The sequence below is a fragment of the Pantoea sp. X-Soil-YNGN-844 genome, assembly GCF_059730595.1.
Genome location: NZ_AP036007.1, coordinates 3,025,111 through 3,045,815 on the forward strand (window position 1 = coordinate 3,025,111; position 20,705 = coordinate 3,045,815).

At 55.7% G+C, this 20,705-nt stretch carries 19 protein-coding genes; 8 read left to right on the forward strand and 11 right to left on the reverse strand.

What is annotated here, in order from left to right; translation table 11 throughout:
* Positions 1–3: 3 nt before the first annotated feature.
* From ppx to mgtE, 4 genes are all read left to right on the forward strand, one after another.
* A complete protein-coding gene (gene ppx, locus AC6I8C_RS14005) occupies positions 4–1,530 on the forward strand; it encodes an exopolyphosphatase (protein ID WP_497822836.1) in 1,527 nt (508 codons plus the stop codon).
* A gap of 41 nt (positions 1,531–1,571) precedes the next feature.
* Positions 1,572–2,186 carry a tellurite resistance methyltransferase TehB gene (tehB, locus tag AC6I8C_RS14010; RefSeq protein ID WP_497822837.1) on the forward strand — a complete coding sequence of 205 codons (615 nt, stop codon included), beginning with the start codon at positions 1,572–1,574 and terminating at the stop codon, positions 2,184–2,186.
* 101 nt (positions 2,187–2,287) lie between these two features.
* A complete protein-coding gene (locus tag AC6I8C_RS14015) occupies positions 2,288–2,473 on the forward strand; it encodes a YfgG family protein (protein ID WP_013358709.1) in 186 nt (61 codons plus the stop codon).
* Positions 2,474–2,607: 134 nt separating this feature from the next.
* Positions 2,608–4,041, forward strand: a complete 1,434-nt coding sequence (gene mgtE / locus AC6I8C_RS14020; protein WP_497822838.1) for a magnesium transporter — start codon at positions 2,608–2,610, stop codon at positions 4,039–4,041.
* On the opposite strand, the gene AC6I8C_RS14025 is transcribed toward mgtE, so the two are convergent.
* Both AC6I8C_RS14025 and AC6I8C_RS14030 read right to left on the reverse strand, forming a co-directional pair.
* Entirely contained in the window at positions 4,042–4,539 is a 498-nt protein-coding gene (locus tag AC6I8C_RS14025) for a helix-turn-helix transcriptional regulator (protein ID WP_497822839.1), read from the reverse strand.
* A 20-nt stretch (positions 4,540–4,559) separates the two neighbouring features.
* Complete coding sequence (locus AC6I8C_RS14030; RefSeq protein WP_497822840.1) at positions 4,560–4,805, reverse strand: hypothetical protein; 246 nt, start codon at positions 4,803–4,805, stop codon at positions 4,560–4,562.
* Positions 4,806–4,981: 176 nt separating this feature from the next.
* Here AC6I8C_RS14030 and AC6I8C_RS14035 point away from each other — a divergent pair, with 176 nt between their 5' ends.
* Positions 4,982–5,161, forward strand: coding sequence for a GDFGVC terminal motif YodC-like protein (locus AC6I8C_RS14035; protein WP_022624131.1), 180 nt, complete (start codon positions 4,982–4,984; stop codon positions 5,159–5,161).
* Positions 5,162–5,191: 30 nt separating this feature from the next.
* Here the strand turns inward: AC6I8C_RS14035 and AC6I8C_RS14040 are convergent, their stop codons facing one another.
* From AC6I8C_RS14040 to guaB, 3 genes are all read right to left on the reverse strand, one after another.
* Positions 5,192–5,965 carry a DUF3750 domain-containing protein gene (locus tag AC6I8C_RS14040; RefSeq protein WP_497822841.1) on the reverse strand — a complete coding sequence of 258 codons (774 nt, stop codon included), beginning with the start codon at positions 5,963–5,965 and terminating at the stop codon, positions 5,192–5,194.
* A gap of 288 nt (positions 5,966–6,253) precedes the next feature.
* Positions 6,254–7,834 carry a glutamine-hydrolyzing GMP synthase gene (gene guaA / locus AC6I8C_RS14045; RefSeq protein ID WP_033733517.1) on the reverse strand — a complete coding sequence of 527 codons (1,581 nt, stop codon included), beginning with the start codon at positions 7,832–7,834 and terminating at the stop codon, positions 6,254–6,256.
* 68 nt (positions 7,835–7,902) lie between these two features.
* The gene (gene guaB / locus AC6I8C_RS14050) at positions 7,903–9,369 is read right to left on the reverse strand and encodes an IMP dehydrogenase (protein WP_497822842.1); all 1,467 of its coding nucleotides are present in this window, start codon (positions 9,367–9,369) and stop codon (positions 7,903–7,905) included.
* Between the two features lie 168 nt (positions 9,370–9,537).
* On the opposite strand from guaB, the gene xseA reads away from it, so the two are divergent.
* From xseA to AC6I8C_RS14065, 3 genes are all read left to right on the forward strand, one after another.
* Positions 9,538–10,911 (forward strand): exodeoxyribonuclease VII large subunit, encoded by a 1,374-nt coding sequence (gene xseA / locus AC6I8C_RS14055; RefSeq protein ID WP_497822843.1) that lies wholly within the window; start codon positions 9,538–9,540, stop codon positions 10,909–10,911.
* 282 nt (positions 10,912–11,193) lie between these two features.
* Positions 11,194–12,207: a M4 family metallopeptidase gene (locus AC6I8C_RS14060; RefSeq protein ID WP_497822844.1), complete on the forward strand. Its 1,014-nt coding sequence runs from the start codon at positions 11,194–11,196 to the stop codon at positions 12,205–12,207.
* Complete coding sequence (locus AC6I8C_RS14065; RefSeq protein ID WP_033733520.1) at positions 12,204–12,536, forward strand: protealysin inhibitor emfourin; 333 nt, start codon at positions 12,204–12,206, stop codon at positions 12,534–12,536. The genes AC6I8C_RS14060 and AC6I8C_RS14065 overlap by 4 nt, the downstream gene beginning before the upstream one ends.
* Positions 12,537–12,804: 268 nt before the next feature.
* Here AC6I8C_RS14065 and AC6I8C_RS14070 read toward each other — a convergent pair whose 3' ends face one another.
* The 6 genes from AC6I8C_RS14070 to hisS form a co-directional block, all read right to left on the reverse strand.
* On the reverse strand, positions 12,805–15,246 hold the full coding sequence (locus AC6I8C_RS14070; RefSeq protein ID WP_497822845.1) for a glucose/quinate/shikimate family membrane-bound PQQ-dependent dehydrogenase: 2,442 nt from the start codon (positions 15,244–15,246) through the stop codon (positions 12,805–12,807).
* Positions 15,247–15,558: 312 nt separating this feature from the next.
* Positions 15,559–15,780, reverse strand: coding sequence for a zinc ribbon domain-containing protein (locus AC6I8C_RS14075; protein ID WP_497822846.1), 222 nt, complete (start codon positions 15,778–15,780; stop codon positions 15,559–15,561).
* A gap of 60 nt (positions 15,781–15,840) precedes the next feature.
* Positions 15,841–17,331, reverse strand: a complete 1,491-nt coding sequence (gene der, locus AC6I8C_RS14080; protein ID WP_315313263.1) for a ribosome biogenesis GTPase Der — start codon at positions 17,329–17,331, stop codon at positions 15,841–15,843.
* A 174-nt stretch (positions 17,332–17,505) separates the two neighbouring features.
* The gene (gene bamB / locus AC6I8C_RS14085) at positions 17,506–18,687 is read right to left on the reverse strand and encodes an outer membrane protein assembly factor BamB (RefSeq protein WP_497822847.1); all 1,182 of its coding nucleotides are present in this window, start codon (positions 18,685–18,687) and stop codon (positions 17,506–17,508) included.
* A 19-nt stretch (positions 18,688–18,706) separates the two neighbouring features.
* Complete coding sequence (locus AC6I8C_RS14090) at positions 18,707–19,324, reverse strand: YfgM family protein (protein ID WP_497822848.1); 618 nt, start codon at positions 19,322–19,324, stop codon at positions 18,707–18,709.
* Positions 19,325–19,357: 33 nt separating this feature from the next.
* Positions 19,358–20,638: a histidine--tRNA ligase gene (gene hisS / locus AC6I8C_RS14095; protein ID WP_497822849.1), complete on the reverse strand. Its 1,281-nt coding sequence runs from the start codon at positions 20,636–20,638 to the stop codon at positions 19,358–19,360.
* Positions 20,639–20,705 lie beyond the last annotated feature (67 nt).

The following is a 20,705-nucleotide window of genomic DNA, read 5'->3' on the forward strand; positions in this document are numbered from 1 at the left end:
CCTATGCCAATTTCTCATAAAAGTACGCCAAAACCCCAGGAGTTTGCGGCGATTGACCTGGGCTCGAACAGTTTCCATATGGTGATTGCGCGGGTCGTCGATGGTGCGATGCAGGTACTGGGCCGCCTTAAACAGCGTGTCCATCTGGCTGACGGGCTGGATGCTCAACACAATCTCAGCGAAGAGGCAATGGAGCGGGGATTAGCCTGTCTGGCCCTGTTCGCCGAGCGCCTGCAGGGCTTCAGTCCCAGCAACGTGACGATTGTCGGCACCCATACGCTGCGCGAGGCGGTCAACGCCGAAACCTTCCTGCAGCGTGCGGCTGAGGTGATCCCCTATCCGATCGAAGTGATTTCAGGCCATGAAGAGGCGCGTCTGATCTTTATGGGTGTTGAACACACGCAGCCGGAGAAAGGCCGTAAGCTGGTGATCGACATCGGCGGCGGCTCCACCGAGCTGGTGATTGGCGAGGATTTTGAACCGCAACTGGTTGAGAGCCGGCGCATGGGTTGCGTCAGTTTCGCCCAGCTCTATTTCCCGAAAGGGGAAATCAGTCGTGAAAACTTCCGTCGCGCCCGCTTAGCGGCTGCGCAGAAGCTGGAAACGCTGGCGTGGCAATACCGTCTGCATGGCTGGCAATATGCGCTGGGTGCGTCCGGCACCATCAAGGCCGCCTGCGAAGTGCTGCAGGCGATGGATGAAAAAGAGAAGCTGATTACGCCTGAGCGCCTCGACAAGCTCTACGACGAGGTGATGAAGCACAAATCCTTTGCGGCCCTCAGCCTGCCGGGCCTGTCGGAAGAACGCAAAGGGGTGTTTGTGCCCGGACTGGCGATTCTGTGTGGCGTGTTTGATGCGCTGGCGATTCGCGAGCTGCGTCTTTCTGACGGTGCGCTGCGTGAAGGCGTGCTCTATGAGATGGAGGGCCGTTTCCGCCATCAGGATATTCGCAGCCGTACGGCACAAAGTCTGGCGAATCATTACGCCATTGACAGCGATCAGGCGCGCCGCGTGCTGGAAACCACAGAGCAGCTTTATCTGCAGTGGAGCGAGCAGAACCCGAAACTGGCCAATCCGCAGCTGGCAGCCCTACTGAAGTGGGCGGCGATGCTGCACGAAGTGGGTCTGACGATTAATCACAGCGCCCTGCAACGTCATTCCGCCTATATCCTGCAAAATACCAACCTGCCGGGCTTCAATCAGGATCAGCAGATGCTGCTGGCGGCGCTGGTCAGATTCCACCGCAAAGCAGTGAAGCTCGACGAGTTGCCGCGCGTCACGCTGTTCAAGAAAAAGCAGTTTGTGCCGCTGATTTTCCTGCTGCGCCTGGGTACCCTGCTGAACAATCAGCGCCAGGCCACTACGCGTCCGGATGCGTTAACTCTGAAATGCGATGACGGCCACTGGACGCTGATTTTCCCGGTGGGCTACTTCAACCAGAACAACCTGGTTCAGCTCGATCTGGAACGTGAGCAGGTTTACTGGAACGACGTCACAGGATGGAAGCTGATCCTCGAAGAAGAAGCCTGACAACCCGGGCGCCTGGCGCCCGTTTAACTGAATTGATGAATATGACACAACTAACTGCACCACTTTCAGGCGAAAACTATTTTGCCGAAACCTATGGCCTGACGCCGCCCCACTCTGAAGTGGTTGCGGCTCTGCCTCAGCTCAACGTCGGCAAGGCGCTGGATCTGGGCTGTGGCGTGGGACGCAATACGCTGTTTCTGAACCAGCACGGCTTTGACGTCACAGCATGGGACCATAATCCGCAAAGCCTGGCGCGCCTGCAGGATATTATTGCCCGGGAAAACCTCAGCGGAATTCACACCGAGCAGCGCGACCTGAACAACACGCGCTTTAATGGCGGCTTTAACGTTGTGCTCTCGACCGTGGTGATGATGTTTCTGCAACCGCAGACCATTCCACAGCTGATTGCCGACATGCAGGCCTGTACGGTCAGGGATGGTTTCAACCTGATTGTGGCGGCGATGAATACGGAAGATATGCCCTGCCCGGCTGATTTCTCCTTTGCTTTTAAGTCGGGCGAGTTGAGCCACTACTATCGTAACTGGCACATCGTGAAGTACAACGAACATCCCGGCCAGCTGCATCGCAAAGATGAAAATGGCAACCGCATTACCTGCCGCTTTGCTACGCTGCTGGCGCAAAAAGCGAGTTACTGATCTTTATCTGCTGTTTTTTTCAACAGCGATTGATTTCATCAGGCGACTGTGACTAAATATTGCAGTCGCCCCTGATGGGGTCCTTACAGGAACCACCCCGCGTGAACAGCGCTATTTCTCCCCGAAGACGTCAAAAAACCGGCACCATGACCCGTATTGTGCTGCTGATCAGTTTTATCATTCTCTTTAGTCGCCTGATATTTATCCTGCCCGCTGCCTTCGAGCATCATCAGCAACAGAAAGCGATTCCTGAACCGGTTACCGTTACGTCAGGTGATACGCGCTAACGAATACTGACTTTTCGCCTGAAAGACGCCTTAAAAGTAAATGTTATCCAGACAACTGGACTCTTTTTTGCATCCCTTTTTCAGGCGAAACGCTACACTTCGTGCTGGTGCTTTCAGACTAAAGGGATCTCATTGTGTCTGCCTCTCACTCTCAACGTTTAAGTGAAATACGTCATCGTATTCTGACGCTGCTGCTCAACGAGCACGATCTGGTTGATTCTCTGCTGGAGAAATCCGGCGATCTCAATCCTGAACAGCAACGTGAAAATGCGGCCCAGCGTGATGCGCTGGAACAGGACATTCTGCAACTGCATGCCGCTGACCTCGCGGATATTCTCGAAGCCCTGCCCGAAGAGGAGCGTCAGGCGCTGTGGCGACTGGTGCCGAATGAGCGGCGCGGCCACGTGCTGGTTGAAGCCTCTGAAACGGTCTGGGCCAGCCTCACCGAGGAGATGAGCGATCGCGATATTCTGCGTGCTATTCAGCCGCTGGATATCGATGACCAGGTCTGGCTGGCGCGTTATCTGCCGCGTGACCTGACCGGACGCCTGCTGGCAACCGTGGAGCCTGCTCTGCGCGCCCGCATGCTCGATATGGTGCAGCTCGACCGCGATCGCGTAGGCCGGGTGATGGATTTCAATATCCTGACGGTGCGCGACGATGTCACGCTGGCAACGGTGCAGCGTTTTCTGCGCAAGCGCAAAAGCATGCCGGACGGCACCGATAAAATCTTTATCACCAATAAAGAGAATCAGCTGCTGGGCGAGCTGATGCTGACAGATATCCTGCTTAACAAACCTAAAACCCTGGTGAGCGACGTTATGAATGCGCGCCCGACCACCTTCCAGCTCAACGATAAGGCCGAAGATGCCGCCAGTGCCTTTGAGCGTTATAACCTGATCTCTGCCGCCGTCACTGACGCAAAAGGCAAACTGATTGGCCGTGTGACCATTGAAGACATCATCGACCTGGTGAATGCCGAAAACGAAAGCAACATCCGTAAAATGGGTGGTATCAGTCAGGAAGAGGATGTCTTCGCGCCGGTGCGTAAATCGGTGCGTAAACGCTGGGCCTGGCTGGCAATTAATCTCTGCACCGCCTTTGTCGCCTCGCGCGTCATCGGGCTGTTTGAAGGGACGATTTCGCAGATCGTCGCGCTGGCGACCCTGATGCCGATCGTCGCGGGTATCGGCGGCAACACCGGTAACCAGACCATCACCATGATTGTGCGGGCGCTAGCCTTACATCAGGTTGAACCAGGTAACTTCTCTTTCCTGATCGTCCGTGAGCTTGGCGTAGCACTGATCAACGGCCTCTTCTGGGGCGGCATCATGGGCGGCATTACCTGGCTCATGTATGACAATATGGCACTGGGCGGTGTCATGATGCTGGCCATGGCGCTCAATCTGCTCCTGGCCGCACTGATGGGCGTGCTGGTGCCGCTGGTGATGACCAAAATGAAGCGCGATCCGGCCGTGGGTTCCAGCGTGTTGATCACCGCGCTAACCGATACCGGCGGCTTCTTTATCTTCCTGGGATTGGCAACGATCTTCCTGCTGCCGCACTGATTAGCTGCGAAGGCCGTAACGTTGCAGCGACCCGTTAAGATTGCGCTGTCGCGTCACCTGTGCCAGCTCACGGGTCGCCGCAGGCAGCGTATAATTACCGCGCTGGCTCAGCCATTCCAGTACATCCGCTAAGTGCCAGATGGCGGTTTTACCGTCATGCACCGGCAGCGGAAACGGCGGGCGGTGGCTGAGCATCAGTTTGCGCATATTCTGTCGCGACATGCCGATGATCTCCGCCACATCTGTCAGGCCCACAAAATCAGGTGCAGCTTCTACCAGCGTGGCGCCCGGTATCGCGCGCAGTACATCCTCTTCCGCCTGCTTTAATACGTCCGTTGCAGAGTCAGACTCCCGGGTGAACTCCAGTGCAATTCGTCCCGGCATCCCCAGACCGATCAGCGCATCATCACAGCCTGCTGCTGCCAGCGTTTCCAGCATCTCATCCACCGGCGTATGCCCGTCCGGCAGGCTGAACCGCAGCGTAAAACAATATTCCATATGCCTCTCCTTGTGCTGTATCAGGACTTCAGATAGTGACAGTTATCGACAACGCGCCGCAGCGCACGGGCATGATGATGTACGTTTTTTGGTGTACTCCAGATACAGGTCAGACAGAACTCCCCGCATCGGCACATCAACAGATTTTTCGGGCAGTACATTTTGCCCCAGGCATGCTGGCCTCCGGTAACCACCAGCCAGCCGTGGGATTCGGCGTAACGTAACGCCATCTCTATCTCTTTACTGGGATGCCGCTTCCTTGCCATATGTGCCCCTATGCTGACGCCGAATGAATGAGTTGTCAACTGACAACTCAATGAATATTTCTTAATATGGCTCAGCATGCGGAGACTTTTTCTCGCAGTAAAACAGTCAGGGTATAAACTGGAAAACGTCACGCAAAAAACGATCGGCAGCAGTAACGAAAATTAATGGAGGCAATATGTTTAAAGCAGAGGATTTTGTTCAGTCGAAAACCGGCGGCCCTAAAATGCAGGTGCTGCGCGTAGAAGGCGACACCCTGTGGTGCGCGCGCGTTGATGATGCGGCGAAGAAAGAGATCGAAGTGAAGGCAGAGAGCGTCAACCTCTATCATGAAGAAGGTGACTTTGGCGTGTGCTGAGGCAAAACGGCCCCTGACGGGGCCATATTGTCAGGGCTTGTCCTGCTGAAGATTGTCGTTGCCCAGACCGCCAATAAACGGCAGCCGCAGCCGGAATGGCGAAAAATCGAGTCCCATGTTCAGACCCAGCAGGTTCATTTCAAATCCCTCTTCTGCACCCAGTGTCACGCCCGCCACGCCCAGAATCGACACCTGCACACCGCGCCCGGATGGCGGCAGCCCGACAGGACGCCACAGTGGCCGGTAATCTTTGCCCAGCGCATTGGCGGGGAGATCCAGCCTCAGGGCGGGCACTTCACGGCCAATGTGTGCCAGGAAGGTGTTGCTGTTCGGTCCAGGCCACGCACGATAGGTTGTCGGCCACGGATACGATTTAATGGCGGCTTCTATCTGTGGGATCATCGCCTCGGCTTCCGGTCCGCGATGTTCCACCAGCAGCCGCGGTTTTGCGCCATACCAGTAGCCATCCGGCAGGTTGGTGTTGCGGCGGACCTTATCACCACTGCCCCAGCTAATCACTTCATAGCGCGTGTAGCGTGTTTCACCCGCACGCTTGAAGATGATCCACGGATGCACCGCCACCCGCCCTTTCCAGCCATAGGTCGGCGCGGCATAGACCTGCACGATAGCCAGGCTATATAAAGCGCGCGGATCGGGCGCTATGCCAGCCGAATCGCGCCGGGCCGTCGCCCAGCCACCTGACTCTGAACTTTCGCCGTGACGCGTTGCCTGCGCAATGCTGGCTCCGAACGATAACAGCAGTACGGCAACAAAAAACAGGCTGAACACTTTCAGTGAGAGCATAACAACATTCCTGGTGACGTAAGAATCACGAAACGCCTGATAAGCAGGCGGTTTCAGTAAGCGGTGGCGTTGGGATAGATCGGTGAAAGCGGGACACAGCTGAAGTGAAGTGCAGCTTTTACTGCATGGAGGATAGCGTAATTCCCGGCAATGTGAACAGAAAACCGCCAGATGGCTATCCGGATGTGCCGAAAGGTTAAAGCGGGGAGTCTGCGTGTGTTTCAGGCAATAAAAAACCCGCTGGAAGCGGGCTTTTTAGGCATCAGGGTTTAATCGGCGCGAACCGGTTTATTCCCACTCAATCGTCGCCGGTGGCTTACCGCTGATGTCATAAACAACACGGGAAATACCGTCTACTTCATTAATGATGCGGTTAGAGACACGGCCCAGGAAATCATACGGCAGGTGCGCCCAGTGTGCGGTCATAAAGTCGATGGTTTCTACCGCGCGCAGCGAGACAACCCAGTCATATTTACGGCCATCACCCATCACGCCGACCGAACGAACCGGCAGGAAGACGGTGAACGCCTGGCTGACTTTGTTGTAGAGATCCGCTTTGTGCAGTTCTTCGATGAAGATAGCATCGGCACGACGCAGCAGGTCACAATACTCTTTCTTCACTTCACCCAGCACGCGCACGCCAAGGCCTGGACCCGGGAACGGATGGCGGAACAGCATGTCGTATGGCAGGCCCAGCTCCAGACCAATCTTGCGCACTTCGTCTTTGAACAGCTCTTTCAGCGGCTCAACCAGGCCCATCTTCATCTCTTTCGGCAGGCCACCGACGTTGTGGTGCGATTTGATCACGTGCGCTTTACCGGTGGCAGACGCCGCCGATTCAATCACGTCCGGATAGATGGTGCCCTGCGCCAGCCATTTCACGTCCTGCAACTTCAGCGCTTCTTCGTCGAACACTTCCACAAAGACGCGACCAATGGTTTTACGCTTGGCTTCAGGCTCATCAATACCCGCCAGCGCATCCAGGAAGCGCATTTCAGCTGGTACATGGATGATGTTGAGACCAAAGTGGTCGCCAAACATATCCATCACCTGCTGTGCTTCGTTCAGACGCAGCAGGCCGTTATCCACGAATACGCAGGTCAGACGGTCGCCAATGGCGCGATGCAGCAGCATTGCGGTGACAGAGGAGTCCACGCCACCTGACAGACCGAGGATCACTTTGTCATTACCCACCTGCTCACGCAGACGCTCAACGGCATCTTCAATGATTTTGGCAGGGGTCCACAGGGCTTCACATTCACAGATATCGATGATGAAGCGCTCGAGCATCCGCAGCCCTTGGCGGGTATGGGTCACTTCCGGGTGGAACTGCACGCCGTAGAAACGCTTCTCTTCGTTGGCCATGATGGCGAACGGACAGCTTTCTGTGCTGGCAACGGTCACGAAGTCAGCCGGGATCGCCGTGACTTTGTCGCCGTGGCTCATCCAGACATCCAGCAGCGGTTTACCCGCAGCGCTAATCGCATCTTCGATGTCGCGAACCAGCGCGCTTGGCGTGGTGACTTCGACCTGCGCATAACCAAATTCGCGCTCATTTGATCCTGAAACGGTGCCGCCCAGCTGCATCGCCATGGTCTGCATACCGTAGCAGACACCCAGTACCGGCACGCCAGCGCTGAAGACATATTCAGGTGCACGCGGGCTGTTCAGCTCGGTGGTGCTTTCCGGGCCACCGGAAAGGATGATGCCGCTTGGGTTGAACTGGCGGATCTGCTCTTCGGTGACATCCCATGCCCAGAGTTCACAGTAAACGCCGAGTTCGCGCACGCGGCGGGCAACCAGCTGAGTATATTGTGAGCCGAAATCGAGAATCAGAATGCGGTGCTTATGGATATTTTCCGTCGTCATTGAGGGGTTTCCAGAACGGTGACTTGATCAATAAAAGCGCCCGGCATGAGCCGGGCGGGAAATTGGGATTATGAACCCATGCGGTAGTTCGGTGACTCTTTGGTGATGGTCACGTCATGCACGTGGCTCTCATTGATGCCCGCGCCGCTGATGCGGACAAATTCCGCTTTGGTGCGCAGGTCGTCAATGGTCGGGCAACCGGTCAGGCCCATGCACGAACGCAGGCCGCCCATCTGCTGATGTACGATCTCTTTCAGACGGCCTTTATAGGCCACGCGGCCTTCGATGCCTTCCGGCACCAGTTTGTCAGCCGCGTTATCGGTCTGGAAGTAACGGTCAGAAGAACCTTTGGACATCGCGCCCAGTGAGCCCATACCGCGATAGGATTTGAATGAACGGCCCTGATAGAGTTCGATTTCACCCGGTGACTCTTCGGTCCCCGCCAGCATGGAACCCACCATCACACAGGAGGCACCGGCGGCGATCGCTTTGGCGATGTCACCAGAGAAACGGATACCGCCATCGGCAATGACCGGAATGCCGGTGCCTTCCAGCGCGGTGACCGCGTCAGAAACGGCAGTGATCTGCGGAACGCCCACGCCAGTCACGATACGGGTCGTACAGATTGAGCCAGGGCCGATACCGACTTTAACGGCACTGACGCCTGCCGCGACCAGCGCCAGTGCGCCTGCACCAGTGGCGACGTTACCGCCGACAATTTCCAGGTCCGGATATTTAGCACGGGTTTCACGGATACGTGACAGGACACCTTCAGAGTGGCCGTGTGAAGAGTCGATCAGCAGCACGTCAACGCCCGCAGCAACCAGCGCATCGATACGCTCTTCGTTACCGGCACCCGCGCCTACTGCCGCACCGACACGCAGACGACCTTGCGCATCTTTACAGGCGTTAGGTTTACGTTCGGCTTTCTGGAAGTCTTTAACGGTGATCATGCCCAGCAGATGGAAGCTGTCATCCACCACCAGCGCTTTCTCAACGCGCTTTTCGTGCATTTTCTGCAGCACGACGTCACGCGCTTCACCCTCTTTCACCGTCACCAGACGATCTTTAGGGGTCATAACCGCAGAGACCGGCTGAGAAAGGTCGGTGACAAAGCGTACGTCACGACCGGTGATGATACCGACCAGTTCGTTGTCGAGGTTAACAACCGGGTAGCCCGCAAAGCCGTTGCGCTCGGTCAGCACTTTAACATCAGCCAGGGGTGTCGTTGGCAGAACGGTCTGGGGTTCAGTAACCACGCCGCTTTCATGTTTCTTCACCTTGCGCACTTCGTCCGCCTGGCGTTCAATCGACATGTTTTTATGGATGAAGCCAAGGCCGCCTTCCTGTGCCAGCGCAATCGCCAGACCCGCTTCGGTCACGGTATCCATGGCAGCCGAGAGCATAGGAATATTTAAACGGATATTTTTGGTCAGCTGAGTGCTGAGATCGGCCGTATTCGGCAGGACGGTGGAGTGTGCAGGGACGAGCAGAACGTCGTCAAAAGTGAGTGCTTCTTTAGCGATTCTTAACATGGCAATACTCCACCTCGGGTGATTGAGATTAGATAAAATATTGCCGCGGCATTATACAGGCCGTAATCGATTGCCTCCAGCATTATTTACGAAAAACTCTTGATCCGCACTGACAGCCCTGTAGTATCGATGAATTAACCTGCTGATTTGGAATTTGATCTTCGTCACATGTCGCTGCCATCTACCGCCAATATTTTTACCGTCAGCCGTCTCAATACGACAGTGCGTCAGCTGCTGGAGAAAGAGATGGGCCTGGTCTGGATCAGCGCCGAGATCTCCAACTTCACGCAACCGGCCTCCGGTCACTGGTACTTCACGCTGAAAGATGATGGCGCTCAGGTTCGCTGCGCCATGTTCCGCAACAGCAATCGTCGCGTCACCTTCCGTCCCCAGCATGGTCAGCAGGTACTGGTACGTGCCAACATTACCCTCTATGAACCTCGTGGTGACTATCAGCTGATTGCCGAAAGCATGCATCCGGCGGGGGAAGGCTTGCTGCAGCAGCAGTTTGAACTGCTGAAAGCAAAGCTGGCGAGCGAAGGCTTATTTGAGCCACAGCATAAGCAACCGCTGCCGGAACCGGCGCGTCAGGTCGGGGTGATCACCTCCTCCACCGGCGCGGCGCTGCACGATGTGTTACGCGTTCTGCATCGCCGGGATCCCTCCCTGCCCGTGGTCATCTACCCGACCGTGGTACAGGGCGTCGATGCGCCAGCCGCTATTGTCCGGGCAATTGAAATTGCCAACCTGCGTAACGAGTGCGATGTGTTAATCGTCGGGCGCGGCGGCGGTTCGCTGGAAGATTTATGGAGCTTTAACGACGAACGGGTGGCGCGCGCCATTTTTGCCAGCCGCATTCCCATCGTCAGCGCCGTCGGTCATGAAACCGACGTCACCATTGCCGACTTCGTCGCCGATTTACGCGCCCCTACCCCTTCAGCAGCCGCAGAAATTGTCAGCCGCAACCAGCTGGAGCTGCTGCGCCAGTTGCAGTCGCACCAGCAGCGCCTGGAGATGGCGATGGATTACTACCTGGCGCGCCAGCAGCGGCTTTACACGCGTCTTGAGCATCGCCTGCAGCAGCAGCATCCGCAGCTGCGGCTGGCCCGTCAGCAGACCGCCCTGTTCCGCCTGCAACAGCGTCTGGGTGAAGCGATGGAAACGCGCCTGCGTCAGGCCACACGTCAGCAGGATCGCCTGGCGCATCGACTCAACGCCCGGCAGCCGCAGCAGCGTCTGTTCGAGGCGCAAAAACAGCTGCAAAGCTGGCACTATCGCCTGCAGCAGAGCATGGCAACGCAGCTGAACAGCAATAAACAACAGTTTGGTCAGCTGGTCGCACAGCTCGAAGGTGTCAGCCCGCTGGCGACGCTGGCACGTGGTTTTAGCGTGACCACCGACACCGCCGGTCAGGTGGTGAAGAAAACCGCACAGCTACAGAGCGGCGACCTGCTGCGCACCCGTCTGGATGATGGCTGGGTTGAAAGCCAGGTGACACAGCTGTTGCCTGAAAAGAAGCGCCGCCGTAAAACCGCTTCCTGACGCTCTCCGCCAGCTCACACCTCTCCACTTACCACTGGCCTCATTCATGAGATCTATCCAGCCTGACCGATTGTGTTTATGACTGATTTTTGCTGCCACAAATTATCATAGAACCCGTCAGAATGGTTGTCTGAAAAATAAGCGCTATCTCCAATCCGCCCCTGACACTGACTTTGCGCACCACCTCACATTTTTCCATTTACCGCTGGCCTCGCTAATGAGGTCTAACCAGCCAGACGGGTCTATACTTTTGACTCATTCCTTTTTGCCAAGGAGTCTCACATGGCTTACTGCGTTATTCCTCCCTATATCCTTCGCAAGATCATCGCTCACAGTTCCGGCCATCAGCAGGAGCAGGCTCGCCGCACTCTGACGCACGTTCAGCACCTGATGGCGGAACACTGGCAAAAACCGACCGGCGTGAAAACGGCGGCGGGCGGTCATGTTGATCGTGAAATTTATGATGCGCAAAACCAGGAAACCCTGCCGGGTAAGCTGATTCGTCAGGAGGGCCAGCCGGGTAATGATGATGTCGCGGCTGAAGAAGCCTGGGACTACCTTGGCGTCACCTATGACTTCTTCTGGCAGGCGTATCAGCGTAATTCGCTGGATGGTCAGGGCCTGAAGTTGCTGGGTACCGTGCATTACGGTGAGAAATACCAGAATGCTTTCTGGAACGGTCAGCAGATGGTATTTGGCGATGGTGACGGCGAAATCTTTAATCGCTTCACCATTGCGATTGACGTTGTGGCCCATGAACTGGCGCATGGCGTCACGGAAAACGAAGCCGGATTAATCTATTTTGAGCAGGCTGGCGCGCTGAATGAGTCGCTGTCGGATGTCTTTGGCTCGCTGGTAAAACAGTTCAGCAAAAAGCAGCGTGCGGATGAAGCAGACTGGATTATTGGTGAAGGGCTGCTGGCGAAGGGTATTAACGGGCGTGGTCTGCGGTCGATGTCCCAACCCGGCACCGCCTACGATGATCCGCTGCTGGGCAAAGACCCGCAACCAGCCCACATGGATCACTATGTGAAAACCCGCGAAGACAATGGCGGCGTGCATATCAACTCCGGCATTCCTAACCGGGCTTTTTATCTGGCGGCCAAAGCGCTGGGTGGTCATGCGTGGGAACAGGCGGGATATGCCTGGTATGACACGGTGTGTGACGACGAACTGCCACAGGATGCAGATTTTAAAACCTTTGCCCGCTTCACCGTTAAGCATGGCGAAAAGCGGTTTAACCCGTCAGTCAGCAGTGCCATTGAACAGGCGTGGAAGGAGGTTGGCGTGCTATGAGTGACCTGCCCGAACTCACCGATGATGCGACCATCGTCGTCGCGCGTGAAGGCGGCATGGCCTTTATTCCGGGGCTGCGCGCCGAACGTCGTTTTATGCTGGGCGAGCTGCCGCCCCCTGAAAAACAGCGCGTCTGCCACGCGCTTGAGCAGGCTATGCCGCTGGGCGAACCCGAGGAGAAAGCCGCGCAGGTGGGCAGTGGCGACCAGCGTTATTTTCGCATCCAGATTCAGTATGCCACCCGCCGTGAGGCGGGCACCATTGTGCTGCTGATCCCGGAACAGATAGCCCCGCCTGAGCTAAAAGCGCTGTGGCACGACGGAAAATAAGCAAAAAAGGGCCGACAATGTCGACCCGGAGACAGCTGATAATCTGATGTGAATCTTGCAGCAACGAATAAGCTTAAAGCGAAGGTAACACGGTCAGAGGAGGAAAGCGTCCCGCGCCATGGACGGCGCGGGCCGAGCAGTCATGGATGACGATTTTGCGACTTTCCGATCTGACCGTTTTCCCTGAGCATGCTCGGTTTTACAGCAAATGGGGTAAGACTTTTTCAAAAAAAGGGCCGACAATGTCGGCCCTTTTCCTTATGCATGGTTACTTGCTGTCTGGCAGCGCGTAAGCAATCACGTAATCACCGCGGTCCGGTGACTGACGTGCGCCACCTGCCGAGATCAGGATATACTGCTTACCATCTTTTGGTGAAACGTAGCTCATCGGGCCACCCTGACTGCCGACCGGCAGGCGTGCTTTCCACACCTCTTTACCGGTTGAAGAGTCAAAGGCGCGCAGATAGTAATCCTGCGTACCGGCGATGAACACCAGGCCACCCTGTGTTGCCAGCGTACCGCCCAGCGTTGGCATGCCAACCGGCATTTTCACACGCATTTTAATGCCAAACGGACCGGTATCCTGCACGGTGCCGACCGGCACCTGCCAGACGATTTTCTGGGTTTTCAGGTCAATCGCCGACAGCGTACCAAATGGCGGCTTCTGACAAGGAATGCCCAGCGGTGACATAAAGCGATTTTTATTCACAGCATATGGCGTGCCTTTCAGCGGAACAGCACCCATACCGGTGTTGATTGCTTCGCCGCCGTTGCTGCCACGGGCAATGTTGCTGGTATCCGCCGGGATCATCTGAACCCACAGGCCCAGACGCATGTCATTGACGAACAGCAGATGGTTGTTCGGATCGATCGACATGCTGCCCCAGTTCATCCCGCCCAGCGAACCCGGGAAGCTCAGCGACTTATCGGTGTCCGGCACGGTGAACAGGCCGTCGTAGCGCATCGATTTGAAGGCAACACGGCAGGCCAGCTGATCGAACGGCGTTGCACCCCACATGTCAGACTCTTTCAGCGTCTGGTTGCCAATCTGCGGCATACCGGTCGAGTGTGGCTGTGTTTTCGTGTACTGCTCGTTCGGGATATGACCCTGCGGCATCGGCAGTTCTTCGACTTTGGTCAGCGGCTTGCCGGTCATACGGTCAAGCACGAAGATCATGCCGGTTTTACCACCAATCACCACCGCTGGCGTGGTGCTGCCATCTTTCTGCGGGAAGTCGATCAGGCTTGGCTGCATCGGCAGGTCGAAGTCCCACAAATCGTTATGTACGGTCTGATAAACCCACTTCTCTTTACCAGTGGTAGCATCCAGCGCCAGCACTGAAGCACCGTATTTGTGATCCAGTTCGGTACGGTTCGCACCCCAGAGGTCAACCGACGAACTACCCATCGGGATGAACACCGTGTTCATTGCCGGGTCGTACGACATCGGCGCCCATGAGTTCGGCGTACTGCGGGTATAATCTTTACCCGGCATCAGAATCGCATTCGGGTCAACGTTGCCTGGGTCAAACGCCCAGCGCATTTTACCGGTGATAACGTCAAAGCCACGCAGCACACCACCTGGCATATCGGTCTGCACGTTATCTGCGACACGACCACCCACCACGACGGTGGTGCCCGCCAGCGTTGGCGCTGACGTCAGCTGATACTGTGGATCCGGTGCCTGGCCCAGTCCCGCTTTAAGATCAACGATGCCGTGATCGCCGAAGTTTTCACAGAACTCACCGTTGTCGGCGTTGATCGCAATCAGACGCGCGTCGATGGTGTTCATCAGAATGCGACGCTGGCAGCTGTCACCGGCTGGCAGCACAGCGGCAGGTACAGGTGAAGAGCCCGGCTTATCCGGCTGTTGCAGCGGTTTGGTTGCGTCAAAGTAAGCCAGACCACGGCAGCGCGGCCAGACTTCTGCTTTGGCATTGATTTCACGTTTCCAGATCTGCTTACCCGTATTGGCTTCAACCGCGATGACGTTGTTGTGCGGCGTACAGAGGTAAAGTGTGTTGCCAATCTGCAACGGCGTCTGCTGATCTTCGGCACCGTTACCGGTCGGGCTGACAGGCGTATCACCGGTGTGGAAGGTCCAGGCGACCTGCAGATCTTTCACGTTGTCACGGGTGATTTGGTCCAGCGCCACAAAGCGGCTGCCCTGCGGGGTATTACCGTAGTTATCCCAGTCTTTCTGCTGTTTCGCTTTATCAACAGGGATCAGTGGCAGCTCTTCGCCGGTGCCGGCAACGGTAGGATGTGGCTGGAACATCTGTACCAGCGTCACCACCATGCCTGCCGCCAGCAGCGCAGAGAAGGCGTATGAAGGTTTTGCCAGTGAGTGCTTACCTTCGTGCTTACGCAGTGAAGGCCAGATCAGGAAGGCCAGCAGCATCAGTCCGGCTGGCACCATCAGGCGTGAAACCAGTGGCCAGAACTCCAGACCCGCATCGAACAGCGACCAGATCAGGGTGCCGACAAAGACCAGCAGGAACAGAACCACTGCCGATGATTTGCGACGGAAGAATTGAATTGCGGAGAGTACAGTGACGATACCCGCAATTAAGAAGTACCCGCTGCCGCCAAGGGCTACCAGTTTACCGCCGCCAATGGCAAAAAACAGACCGGTGGCAAGCAGCACCAATCCGAGCAGCACGGATGCGATTCCCAGCCCCTTTCCGGAGCGGGAGGATGTTTCAGCCATAACACTTACTCTCCTGAATAAACAGAGCATCCGGACAGATGCCGTCCGGTCTCTGGCGCGTATGCACGTCCGCGCAGAGCATTGCTCTGTTTCAAATCGAATATAAACAGACCCGCGTCCGTGAGAATCTGTGGGCCGGAAGAGCACGGATGTGGCTGACCCCTCCCACGACGCGGCAGGATTGTACCACCTGGTACATTACAGAGTGAACATGTACAACGCGTTTGTTACGGCGTAATAGCATTTTTGCTACAAAAAGGGCCAGGGGTCACTCTGCGTTATCTGACATTTTAAGCGTAGCTGAAAGCGAGGTCAGTGACCGGGTGGCTGGAAAAGTACGCGCTTGCGGGAGATCAGACCATGTCCGTTGCGGCAAAAATAGTCCACTGCGCCGCAGGCTTTCAGCACCTCAAGTGGCTGATGACACTCAGGACAGCAGGAATGCGCCGGGTAATGTGCTCCGCAGGCTGTGCAGATAAATTCACCGTCGCTGAGCGACAGCGGTTGCTGGCATTTTTCACAAAGTACACTCAATACGTTTTCCTCCTGCGTTATTCAGCGCAAAAAAAAGAGGGCCAGATGGCCCTCATTTTATTAACGCTTATTCTTTTTCATATGCGCCATCAGACGCTTACGTTTACGCTGCTGCGTTGGCGTCAGCAGGTTACGTTTGCCTTCATAAGGGTTATCACCCTCTTTGAACTGAATGCGAATTGGCGTTCCCATCACGTTAAGTGATTTACGGAAATAGTTCATCAGGTAGCGTTTATAAGAATCAGGCAGATCCTTAACCTGGTTACCATGAATCACCACGATAGGCGGGTTATAGCCACCAGCATGCGCATATTTAAGCTTAACGCGACGACCGCGTACCAGCGGCGGCTGGTGATCGTCTGCCGCCATGTTCATGATGCGGGTCAGCAGCGAGGTGTTAACGCGTCGGGTCGAGCAGTCATAGGCTTCCGTTATCGACTCAAACAGATTACCTACGCCGCTGCCGTGCAGCGCAGAGATAAAGTGGATGCGGGCGAAATCGATAAAGCCCAGACGGAAATCCAGCGTCTCTTTCACTTCATCACGCACTTCCTGCGACAGGCCATCCCATTTGTTGACCACAATCACCAGCGAGCGACCACTGTTAAGAATGAAGCCCAGCAGAGAGAGATCCTGATCGGAAATACCGGCATGGGCATCAATCACCAGCATCACGACGTTGGCATCTTCAATTGCCTGCAGCGTCTTGATTACCGAAAATTTCTCTACGGTATCCGAGATTTTGGCACGCTTACGCACGCCTGCGGTGTCGATCAGAACGTATTCACGTCCATCACGCTCCATCGGAATATAGATACTGTCGCGGGTGGTGCCCGGCATATCGTAGACCACCACACGATCTTCGCCCAGAATGCGGTTAGTAAGCGTTGACTTACCTACGTTAGGACGGCCAACGATCGCCAGTTTGATTGGCAAGCCAGTCGGGTCGAAGTTTTCTTCTTCCTCTGCGGCTTCCTGCTCAGCAATTTCGTCAGCTTCAAGCGCAGCCCAGTAAGCCTGGTTCTCTTCTTCTTCAGTGAGCTCAACCGCCTCAACTTTTTCCATCCACGGCAGCAGTGCCTCTTCTATCAGGCTGCTCACACCACGACCATGCGAGGCTGCAATGGCATGAATCTCGCCCAGGCCCAGTGAATAGAAGTCGACAACCGCCTGATCCGGATCGAGTCCGTCAGTTTTGTTCGCCACCAGGAAAGTGGCTTTCTGACGCGAGCGGAGATGCTTAGCGATCTGCTGATCGGCGGCCATCATGCCCGCACGTGCATCGACCATAAACAGCACAACATCGGCTTCTTCAATCGCCAGCAGTGACTGCTCGGCCATACGCGTTTCAACACCCTCTTCGGTGCCGTCGATACCACCGGTATCAATAACAATAAATTCGCGCCCTTCCACTTCGGCGCGACCATATTTGCGATCGCGAGTCAGTCCAGGAAAATCCGCTACCAGCGCATCACGTGTGCGGGTTAATCGGTTAAATAGCGTAGATTTTCCCACATTGGGACGCCCAACCAGCGCGACCACAGGTACCATAACAAAATGCCTCAATAAATAATGAATCGCCCGAATGGCGTGATTATAACGGCTCTGGCCGCTAAGTTCAGGCTTAAGGCGCAAAGAATACCATGCCTGACTAAAAACGAAACGGCCCCTGATTAAATCAGGAGCCGTCGGAACGGAGGATTTCACCTGCCAGACGTTTACCCGTTAACGGGTAATCGCATAAACCTCGCCGTCTTTCGACTGGATCAGCAGCTTATCGCTGGCAACCACCGGCTCAGTCTGGAAGCCTGAGCTATCCAGTTTCTGCTGTGCGACAAAACGACCATCGGTGGTGTTCAGCCAGTGCAGATAACCTTCACTGTCGCCGACCACCAGGTAGCCGTTGTAGAGCACCGGTGACGTCAGGTTGCGATGCAGCAGATCGCTCTGACGCCAGATGGCAACACCGCCGTCAGCGTTCAGCGCAATCATACGGTCATCCTGATCGACCAGATAGATACGACCGGCATCGACAATCAGATCTTTCACACCGCCAATTTCGCGTTTCCACAAAATCTGGCCGGAACGCAGATCCAGCGCCGACAGGTTACCGTTGTAAGCGAGTGCATACACTACGCCATTAACGATAACCGGCGTGGTATCGACGTCATTAAGACGGTCGATCTCAGTGGCACCGCTGACCTGAGAAATACGCTGCTGCCAGATCAGCTGTCCCTGGTTCATCACCACGGCACTGACGCGACCGTTGTCGCCACCGACAATTGCGCCGCCAAATGCGACAGCAGGTGCAGATTCACCGCGCAGAGACAACGCTGGCATATCCAGGTTGACGCTCCACTTCACCGCACCGCTGCTCTGATCCAGTCCCTGCAGCATGCCGTTACTGGTATGCACCAGTACCAGACCATCGCTGACAACAGGACGAGACAGCGCTTCACCTGCGACGCTGGTCTGCCAGGCCAGGCTGCCATCGCTGCTGTTCAGGGCATAAACTTTGCCGCGCTCGCTGCCGACATAAACCCGATCGCCATCAGCGGTCAGGCCACCTGATAACAGCGCTGAGCGGTTTTTCGAGAAGAAACCGGTTTTCTCAGAGAGATCGACTTTCCATTTTTCTTTACCGTCTGCGGCATCCAGCGCTTTGACAATACCAAAACGATCGGCTGCAAAAACGGTGTTATCCTGCCAGGCCGGATGCAGATTTGAGTAGAAGTCACCGACACCATCGCCTACCGAGGTGTTCCACACTTTCTGTGGCGTGAACTGATTTTCTACCTTTGGCAACGGGGCCATTTTTACTACATCTTCTTCGCCGCTAAACAGCGAACAACCGCTGAGCAAAGTGACTGAAATCAGTCCTGGCAGCAGGTATTTACGTAATTCCATGTGCGCTCTCTTGACTGGCTTAGCTTAAGTTATTCATCTTCATCTGCATCATTTGCTTCAATGCCGGAGAGGCGTCAGATTCGACTCCTTTACTCCAGGCATCGCGCGCGCCCTGCCTGTCACCTTTGGTCAGCAGCGCTTCGCCGCGAATATCGGCCACAATGGCTGTCCAGCCATCACCCTTCACACCGTCAAGGGTTTTAAGCGCCGCATCCGCTTGATTCTGTTGCAGTTGAATGCGTGCCAGACGCAGGTTAATCACCGCCTGCAGATTGGCATCTTTGGTGTCTTTCAGTCCGTTTTGCAGCAGCGTCGCGGCCTTATCAAGCTGACCGGCGTCAACATACTGCTTCGCCAGATCCATCGCAGCCAGCGCACCGTAGGTATTGCTGTTTTCACTGGCAAAACGGCTGACCGCTTCCAGCGTTTCCGGTTTACCTGCCTGCATGGCGCTGGTGAGCTGCTGATACTGCGCGGACACGGATTTCGCCGTATCATCCTGATGACTGCTCCAGTAACGCCAGCCACCCAGCGCAGCAATGCCGATGACTACGCCAATGGCTAACGCTTTGCCATTACTGGCAAAAAAGTTGCGCAGCGCGTCGGTCTGCTCGTTCTCATTGCTATACACTTCCACGCAATCCCTCTCCTTTCTATGGTTGGTGCTGTGTCACGCTGACTGTAACAGCGTGCGCAATACAGCAGCAGCCTCTGCCTGATCCAGCGTTTGCTGCTCGCCACGGCGCAGATCTTTAATCACGACCTGACCGGCTTTAACTTCGTCTTCGCCTAACACCAGGGCAACGCGTGCGCCCCACTTGTCAGCACGGGCAAATTGCTTCTTGAAGTTGCCGCCGCCAAAGTTAGTCATCAGCCTCAGTTCCGGCGCTTCATCACGCAATTTCTCAGCCAGCTGCATCGCAGCAGACTGCACGCCCTGACCTGAAGCGATAACATAGACATCCACATTGCTCGTCGGTTCAAATTCAGGATTAACCGCCTGAACCAGCAGCACCAGACGCTCCATGCCCATGGCGAAACCTACGGCAGGCGTTGCACGACCACCGAGCTGCTCAACCAGGCCATCGTAGCGACCGCCGCCACACACCGTGCCCTGTGAACCTAGGCTATCGGTAACCCACTCAATCACAGTGCGGTTGTAGTAATCCAGGCCGCGTACCAGACGCTGATTGACGGTGTAGCTGATGCCAGCGTCATCCAGCAGGGCACACAGGCCGCTGAAATGCTCGCGAGATTCGTCATCCAGATAGTCGCCAAGCTGTGGCGCATCATTCAGCAGCTGCTGAACATCGGGATTTTTGCTGTCGAGAACGCGCATCGGGTTGCTGTACATGCGGCGTTTGCAATCCTCGTCCAGCACCTCTTTGTGCTGTTCAAGAAAGGCGACCAGCGCGTCACGATAGTGAGCACGGGCTTCCAGCGAACCAATAGAGTTGAGTTCCAGACGAACGTGTTCAGAGATACCCAGGGCTTTCCACCAGCGGGCATTCAGCATGATCAGTTCAGCATCGATGTCCGGACCCTGCAGACCAAACACTTCCACGCCAATCTGATAGAACTGACGATAGCGACCTTTCTGCGGACGTTCGTAGCGGAACATCGGTCCCATATACCACAGGCGCTGTTCCTGGTTGTAGAGTAAACCGTGTTCGATACCGGCGCGCACGCAGCCTGCCGTGCCTTCCGGACGCAGCGTCAGGCTTTCACCGTTGCGGTCATCGAAGGTATACATCTCTTTTTCAACCACATCGGTGACTTCACCGATAGCGCGTTTAAACAGTGGGGTTTGCTCTACCAGCGGTAAGCGAATTTCGCTGTAACCGTAGCTCGCCAGCGTCTGCTTGAGAACGCCTTCAATCCGTTGCCAGAGGGCAGTATCCGCAGGCAGGTAGTCGTTCATCCCGCGAATTGCCTGAATATTCTTCGCCACGTTAAAATCTCTTAATGCAAAAAAACCTGTCCGGCATCATACCTTATGAGGATGAAACCGCACAGGT

Excerpts from the sequence above, each read along its gene's own strand:
- ppx (WP_497822836.1), top strand. The coding sequence starts at position 4 with ATGCCAATTTCTCATAAAAGTACGCCAAAACCCCAGGAGTTTGCGGCG.
- tehB (WP_497822837.1), top strand. The coding sequence starts at position 1,572 with ATGACACAACTAACTGCACCACTTTCAGGCGAAAACTATTTTGCCGAA.
- AC6I8C_RS14025 (WP_497822839.1), bottom strand. The coding sequence starts at position 4,539 with ATGGAATATTGTTTTACGCTGCGGTTCAGCCTGCCGGACGGGCATACG.
- AC6I8C_RS14030 (WP_497822840.1), bottom strand. The coding sequence starts at position 4,805 with ATGGCAAGGAAGCGGCATCCCAGTAAAGAGATAGAGATGGCGTTACGT.
- AC6I8C_RS14035 (WP_022624131.1), top strand. The coding sequence starts at position 4,982 with ATGTTTAAAGCAGAGGATTTTGTTCAGTCGAAAACCGGCGGCCCTAAA.
- AC6I8C_RS14040 (WP_497822841.1), bottom strand. The coding sequence starts at position 5,965 with ATGCTCTCACTGAAAGTGTTCAGCCTGTTTTTTGTTGCCGTACTGCTG.
- guaA (WP_033733517.1), bottom strand. The coding sequence starts at position 7,834 with ATGACGACGGAAAATATCCATAAGCACCGCATTCTGATTCTCGATTTC.
- guaB (WP_497822842.1), bottom strand. The coding sequence starts at position 9,369 with ATGTTAAGAATCGCTAAAGAAGCACTCACTTTTGACGACGTTCTGCTC.
- xseA (WP_497822843.1), top strand. The coding sequence starts at position 9,538 with ATGTCGCTGCCATCTACCGCCAATATTTTTACCGTCAGCCGTCTCAAT.
- AC6I8C_RS14060 (WP_497822844.1), top strand. The coding sequence starts at position 11,194 with ATGGCTTACTGCGTTATTCCTCCCTATATCCTTCGCAAGATCATCGCT.
- AC6I8C_RS14065 (WP_033733520.1), top strand. The coding sequence starts at position 12,204 with ATGAGTGACCTGCCCGAACTCACCGATGATGCGACCATCGTCGTCGCG.
- AC6I8C_RS14070 (WP_497822845.1), bottom strand. The coding sequence starts at position 15,246 with ATGGCTGAAACATCCTCCCGCTCCGGAAAGGGGCTGGGAATCGCATCC.
- der (WP_315313263.1), bottom strand. The coding sequence starts at position 17,331 with ATGGTACCTGTGGTCGCGCTGGTTGGGCGTCCCAATGTGGGAAAATCT.
- bamB (WP_497822847.1), bottom strand. The coding sequence starts at position 18,687 with ATGGAATTACGTAAATACCTGCTGCCAGGACTGATTTCAGTCACTTTG.